Here is a 294-nt window from a genome sequence, read left to right as displayed (position 1 = left end):
CACCGGAACACCCTCGGCGAACCCTGCCGGCCTGGCGCCGGCGACAACGTTGGCGCGCACGGCGAATCCGCTTTCGGCATTGCCGCCTTCGCGTTCATTCTGCCACCACAGCGCGGCAAGGCCGGCGACATGTGGGCATGCCATGCTGGTGCCGTTCATCGCCACCAGGCCGCCTCCCATCTTCGCCGAGACGATATCGACGCCGGGCGCGCTCAGCCGTGGCCCGACATTGGAGAAGGGCGCGATTTCGAAGGCGCCGGCGTCATTGCATAGCGCGGCCCCCACCGAGATGAT

General features: G+C 68.0%; 1 protein-coding gene. It reads right to left on the bottom strand.

Translation table 11 applies throughout. From position 1 onward, the window contains the following. On the bottom strand, positions 1 to 294 hold a 294-nt coding region (locus EN869_RS34045), incomplete at both ends, for a S8 family serine peptidase (protein ID WP_145972072.1).

Origin of the sequence: Mesorhizobium sp. M2D.F.Ca.ET.226.01.1.1 (genome assembly GCF_004022705.2) — a bacterium.
Taxonomy (GTDB): domain Bacteria; phylum Pseudomonadota; class Alphaproteobacteria; order Rhizobiales; family Rhizobiaceae; genus Mesorhizobium.
This window is presented reverse-complemented; position numbering and strand designations above follow the sequence as displayed.